A 2,226-nucleotide genomic window follows, 5' to 3' on the forward strand; every position below is an offset into this window, starting at 1 on the left:
CGCCCCCGATGGCCAGGATGGCCCTGGTGGCCAGGGCGGGCCTGATGGTTCCGGTCTGAACGGTTCTGGGGGTGGGTTGTGAGCGGCGGGGGTTCGCGTCGGCCTGGTCCCGGGCGGGGTGCTGGTGGTGGTCTGGTGGCTGGGGACATGTTTACCCCGGGGTCTGCTGGGGGCCGGTCGGTGCTGGTGTGGGAGGGGCCTGCTGCCTTGAGGGCGGCTGGTGCCCGGGTGGGGGCTGGTCAGTGGTGTGACACGGTGGGCCCGGTGGTGGTGTCGTATCACACGGGTGGGCAGGGTCGCTCCTCGAGTGGGTTGCCGGGGGAGATGACGCGTCAGCTCGATGGGCAATTCACGGCTCTGAGCCTGATGAGCGCCAAGGAGATCCTGGCTGGTATGGCCACCTTCGACGAGCGCAAGCGCTCCCCAGCCAGCCACACCGCCATCCGCAAGACATTCCAGAACGATCTTGCTGACAACCTGTCGCACCGGCACAAGTTTCCTAAGGATGTGGCGGGGTTGTGGGCTTCTCGGGCGATGCGGGAGCTGGCGGTGCTGCACAATCCTGATCAGCTGTTGTCTGGTCCGCAGGGGCCCTCGCTGGTGGGGGGTGCGGTGGCGTTGGGGGATCGGGTGACGAACTCGGCGGTGGGGTCTCAGACGGCTCAGGGGCCCAGGGAGCTGATTCGTGCTGCGGCTCAGGCGGCGGTGGATGCTGGTCAGGGGGACCGGTTGCTGCGGATGCGGGTGGTGCTGACTGACTCCCCGGACCTGTCCAGGGGCCTGAATCGGGGGTTGGAGGCGTTGGAGCCTCGGAGCCTGGCTGAGCGGGAGGCGGTTTCTCCTCGAGGGCCCCCGCTGACTGTGCAGGTGCTGTCTGACCGCATGGCCCAGGTGCCCGGTGGCCCCGACGGGCTGGAGGACCTGACTCGTGATGAGCTTCGGCAGGCCCTGACCCAACCACCAGGACAGACCCCAGACGCACCCACCCCAGACAGACTAGGGACAGGCACCCCAGACGGGCTGGATCATGCGCCTGGGCTCGGTGATGAGCCCCTACCCGGCGACAGTGCCCCGGGGATGGGCGCCCCGGAGACGGGAGCCCCCGGGCTGGATACGGCCGGGCTGGACAGGGGTGCCCCGGAGATGGGCGCGCCGAGCACGGGTTCTCCGGCCAAGCAGGCGCCGGTTTCGGCTCCGGTGGCGGGGCAGCCGGTTCCTGGTCCGGTGGAGCAGGTTGCCCGGCCTACGGACTCTTCGCCCTCCATGTCGGCTCCTACCCCCGACCTCAATGCCCCAGACAGGGCGGCTCCTGACAGGAGCGCTCCCGAGCAGACCGCCCCTGAGCAGAGCACGCCAGACGGGGTGGCCCCAGAGGCGAGCACCCCTGAGCAGACCAGACCAGACAAGGCCACCCCAGGTGCGGGCGCACCCGATGAGGGTGTGCCTGGTACGCCTGGTCGGGGTGCTCCTGATGGGGGCGCTCCGGGTGGGCCTGCCCAGGCGCAGGCGCCTGGGGTCGGGCGGCCCGCGCCGCCTTCTGCGCCGCCGGTGTCTGCGGAGCCGCCGGTGGTGCCGGCCCGCTCACAGCGGGCTGCCTCGCCCACGACCCCCAAACAACCAGGTCAGCCGGGCAGACCGACCCATCAGAACCAGCCAGGCCAACCGGGACAACCGGTTCAGCAGGGTCAGCCGGGCAGACAGAGCCAGTCGGGTCAGCAGGTTCAGTCTGGTCGGTCGGCCCAGCCGGGTCAGCCTGTTCAGACTGGTCAGCCTGGTTTGCCGGGTCGGGGTGCTGCTGGGGCGGGTGCCTCGGGGGCTAACGCCTGGCTTGAGGCCTCCTCGCGTCTGCAGGCCAGCCAAAAGACAGGAACGCCTCCTGCCCCGGCCCGTTCAGGGCCCCAGACCGGGCCCCGCACCCCAGCCGGGCCGGCACAGCCGGCGCCCCAGCGCAGCACCAGCGGGCGCACCACTAGGGACACACCCAGCCGCACCGCTAGGGACACCCCAAGTCGCAGTACTGGGGACGCTCCCAGTCGCAGTGCTGGTAGGCGCGGTACCGACACCACGTCCAGGACAACGCCGAGGTCCACGTCCCGTTCGCAGTCGCGCTCGGCCGGTGCCACCGCCTCCCGCGCACGCGCGGCGGCCCAGGACCCGATCAAGGCCTTCCTGGCCCCTACCGGTGACCCCCAGCGAGACGCCGTCCTAGCCGGCATCTCCTCCAAG

At 70.8% G+C, this 2,226-nt stretch carries 1 protein-coding gene; it reads left to right on the plus strand.

Features of this window, described 5'->3' with window-relative positions; all coding sequences use genetic code 11:
• Positions 1-324 precede the first annotated feature (324 nt).
• Positions 325-2,226, plus strand: a 1,902-nt coding sequence (locus RIV14_RS13860) for a polymorphic toxin type 15 domain-containing protein (RefSeq protein ID WP_428978893.1), incomplete at its 3' end; no start/stop codon positions are given.

Origin of the sequence: Actinomyces acetigenes, assembly GCF_031296635.1 — a bacterium.
In the GTDB taxonomy this organism is placed as follows: Bacteria; Actinomycetota; Actinomycetes; order Actinomycetales; family Actinomycetaceae; genus Actinomyces; species Actinomyces acetigenes.